Origin of the sequence: Hominisplanchenecus faecis (assembly GCF_020687205.1) — a bacterium.
In the GTDB taxonomy this organism is placed as follows: Bacteria; Bacillota; Clostridia; order Lachnospirales; family Lachnospiraceae; genus Hominisplanchenecus; species Hominisplanchenecus faecis.
In genome coordinates this window covers 1-3,251 of record NZ_JAJEQE010000088.1, presented here as the reverse complement: position 1 = coordinate 3,251, position 3,251 = coordinate 1, and the positions used below count along the sequence as shown (strand labels likewise).

The following is a 3,251-nucleotide window of genomic DNA, read 5'->3' as shown; positions in this document are numbered from 1 at the left end:
AGGCCTCCTATGATTTTAATATTTTATCATAGAAGACCTTTGTTGTGTTGAATTTACAGAGTTTTTTTCACAGGCTCCTCTATTATGCTTTCTGATAGTTTTAATGAATTAGGTAAATTAGATGTAAAACTATCCCGATACACATTCCCAAGAAAAGTCACATAAAGTACAAGCAATATAGCAGGCGTTATCAAAGAGGTAAAGAACATTCCCTTATCTTTGAAAAACAATTTGATATTTCTTTTGATAAGAATGAAAGCCATACTCATTTTTCTGCACCTCCCACCAATGTTTTGCCCGTAACAGCAAGAAAAACATCGTCCATTTTTCCTTTTGTTATTTCGTAATCATTAAACAACTGTGGATTACGAATAATCAATTCAGTTGCAGCCTTTGTATTCGGTACAGAAAGGCGATAACCGTTTCGGATTTGCTCATATTCCACATCAAGTGCTTTAATATCCTTTTCATCCACATCATAAATTGTGATGTAATCCCCAGTATAAATATTTTTTAATTCAAGCGGAGTACCCTCTGCGGATATTTTCCCATCATCAATGATTACAACATAATCAGCTTCCGCAGCTTCTTCCATATAGTGCGTAGTTAAAAATACAGTCATATTTTCATCTTTGCGAAAACTTGATATAACATTCCAAATAAGTCGGCGTGTCTGTGGATCAAGCCCTGTTGTCGGCTCATCAAGAATAAGGATTTTAGGCTTATGAAACAAAGCCCTTGCAATATCAATTCTTCGGCGTTGTCCTCCTGATAATTTACCAACGGTGCGTTTCAATAAGTTTTCAAAATCTAATATTTTCGCCAATTCCTCAAGTCGTTTCTTAAACTCCATTCCAGTAATGCCATATAAAGCGGCACGACTTTCCAAATTATCATAAACAGAAAGGGCAGAATCCAAGACAGATGATTGAAAAACTACACCCAGTTCACGCTTAATATAGTCCATATCCTTATCTAAATCGTGTTTATCAATAAAAACGCTTCCACTATCTTTCGATAGTTGTCCACACATAATATTGATTGTAGTTGATTTTCCTGCCCCATTGATACCAAGAAAGGCAAACAACTCTCCTTTTTTTACACGAAAACTCAAATTCTGAACAGCGTTTACACTTCCAAAACTTTTATTAAGATTATTGATTTGAATAATATTGCTCATTCAATTTCCCCCTGTATAATCGGTTTTTATCTCGCATAGAGAGCAATCAATATAATCTTTTCCTGTTCTAATCGAACTCCAAATTAGTAGATGCAGCACGATACTGTAAATTAAATTTATTATAGCATAATGAATTACCAAAGTCATTATGAAAGAGAACACATCGAATCATAATTGTGGCAGGCAAAGTTTTAATTTTTGACCGCCACAATTTTAATATTCTATATATTATATTTTTGCTTATAGATAATATCGGCATATACAATTTCTCGTGCTCTTGTCTGTATCTCATTCATTCGACCAACCCACAACATCGGTTTTTCTACTTTAAGTTGTTCGGTCACGCCCTCCTTGTCAGCCATTTGCTCGACCAATCGAAATATCATTTCCGTTGCCTGTTCGTCAATATCAGTAAGGTAACAGTTTAATTTTCCGCTTGTGAGAAACGTGATGTAAACTGCCCGTTTATGTTCCTGTAAATAGCGTTTGTGTCGCTGCCCCCATAAGCTGATAGGCTTGTGTTCTTTTTCGGTTGGTGAAATAAGGCAAGGAATATAATAATCCCCCTGCAATTCATACCAAAGACCATTGCTTTCATCATAAATATACTTGTCCATTAAAAAATCCTCCATTATAATATATTTGCACATATGTCATAGTTCTCCGATTGCCACACTCTGTTATATCTTGTTATGAGATTTTCTTGCCCTTGATTTTGCCCTTATAAGTAGGCAGGGAAAGAGTAAACTTGTGTGAAATCATATAAAAGGATAAGGCGAACACATTGCGATAAATCCTTTATTTTCAAGGCTTTTGGAGGATTTTATTGATAACCTATGGAGAGCAATAATCACTCATAATTTTATGGTTTTCAAATTCCAGTTTGTAACGAAGGTATTTGCGATGAAAGGAATTAAGATTGAGTTATTGGGGATTGCAATAATACCTTTAGGAATTGCTGTGACAACAAATAATTTTGGGGGATATGTCCTAGGTGTTCTTGGATTTGGCATCGCTGTAGTTGGATGTTTTCTAAAAGATAATCACTGATAACTTCTTGTTTGAAAAATTGAGAAAACGTAATATTGAACAAAAAAGAAATGCACAGTTCTTAGCTTATCGTGAACTGTGCATTTTTGTAAATAAATACTTTTAATTAGCCGATTACGGCATCCTCTGCTGTAAAATGTTCCAGAGAATTTTCTTTTACCTGAATGCAGATATAAGTAATTCCAGAAATATCGGATGCAAAAAACTGACGCTTTGCAGCAGGTGCGATTTTTAGCCAGTCTCCAGTTGAAAGGCTAATTTCTTCTCCATCAATTATGGCTTTGCCGTTACCTGAAAGAATTCCATAGATTTCTTCATTTTCTTTATGAGAATGAACAAATGGTACATTTGCTCCTGCAGGTAGTTCGTTTAAACTGATTTCTGCACCTGTTAAAGACAACTTTTCATGCAGCTCAATTCGGTTTTCCTTTCCAATAGTCGTTTTTGTGTAATTTGCCATAATAACCTCCATAGTTAATTTGTAGTTTCTGGTTGCTTGGTATTAGTATAATGTGAGACACATACAAAAACAAGTACGCACCTTTTTGTAACTGTACACTTAAAAATGAATGTGTTACAATAGACTCGGAGGTGAGAATTATGCGAGCAAAAGAAGAATTACCGGAATGCCCAGTTGCAACAGCAGTATCTCTTATCGGAGGAAAATGGAAACTGCTGATTTTGCGTAACTTAAAAGAGCGTCCATGGAGATTTAATGAGCTACAACGAAGTATAGATGGTATTTCACAAAAGGTTTTGACAGATAGTTTAAGACAAATGATGAGTGATGGGCTGGCATATCGCCACGATTACCATGAGCAGCCACCGAGAGTTGAATACGGCTTAACGGAACTCGGAACAAAAATGCTTCCAATTGTTAATTCACTTGCTGACTTTGGTAACTACTATAAATCAATTATTGAACAGAATTAAGGACGTTAGTATTTGAAATAAGGCTACCGCAATCCCACTGGCTTTAGACGGTGGGTTAAGGTAGCCAAAAATCAGAAATTATAGTATA

5 protein-coding genes are annotated in these 3,251 nt (G+C 35.4%); 2 read left to right on the top strand and 3 right to left on the bottom strand.

Annotated elements, in window-relative coordinates:
• Positions 1 to 265: 265 nt before the first annotated feature.
• Both LKD42_RS14835 and LKD42_RS14830 read right to left on the bottom strand, forming a co-directional pair.
• A complete protein-coding gene (locus tag LKD42_RS14835) occupies positions 266 to 1,180 on the bottom strand; it encodes an ABC transporter ATP-binding protein (protein ID WP_070088321.1) in 915 nt (304 codons plus the stop codon).
• Positions 1,181 to 1,401: 221 nt separating this feature from the next.
• Positions 1,402 to 1,797, bottom strand: a complete 396-nt coding sequence (locus LKD42_RS14830; RefSeq protein WP_248836143.1) for a TnpV protein — start codon at positions 1,795 to 1,797, stop codon at positions 1,402 to 1,404.
• A 286-nt stretch (positions 1,798 to 2,083) separates the two neighbouring features.
• On the opposite strand from LKD42_RS14830, the gene LKD42_RS14825 reads away from it, so the two are divergent.
• Positions 2,084 to 2,230: a hypothetical protein gene (locus LKD42_RS14825; RefSeq protein WP_178089301.1), complete on the top strand. Its 147-nt coding sequence runs from the start codon at positions 2,084 to 2,086 to the stop codon at positions 2,228 to 2,230.
• Between the two features lie 106 nt (positions 2,231 to 2,336).
• Here the strand turns inward: LKD42_RS14825 and LKD42_RS14820 are convergent, their stop codons facing one another.
• A complete protein-coding gene (locus tag LKD42_RS14820) occupies positions 2,337 to 2,690 on the bottom strand; it encodes a cupin domain-containing protein (protein WP_004614173.1) in 354 nt (117 codons plus the stop codon).
• A gap of 140 nt (positions 2,691 to 2,830) precedes the next feature.
• Here LKD42_RS14820 and LKD42_RS14815 point away from each other — a divergent pair, with 140 nt between their 5' ends.
• The gene (locus LKD42_RS14815) at positions 2,831 to 3,163 is read left to right on the top strand and encodes a winged helix-turn-helix transcriptional regulator (protein ID WP_008373705.1); all 333 of its coding nucleotides are present in this window, start codon (positions 2,831 to 2,833) and stop codon (positions 3,161 to 3,163) included.
• Positions 3,164 to 3,251: the final 88 nt, after the last annotated feature.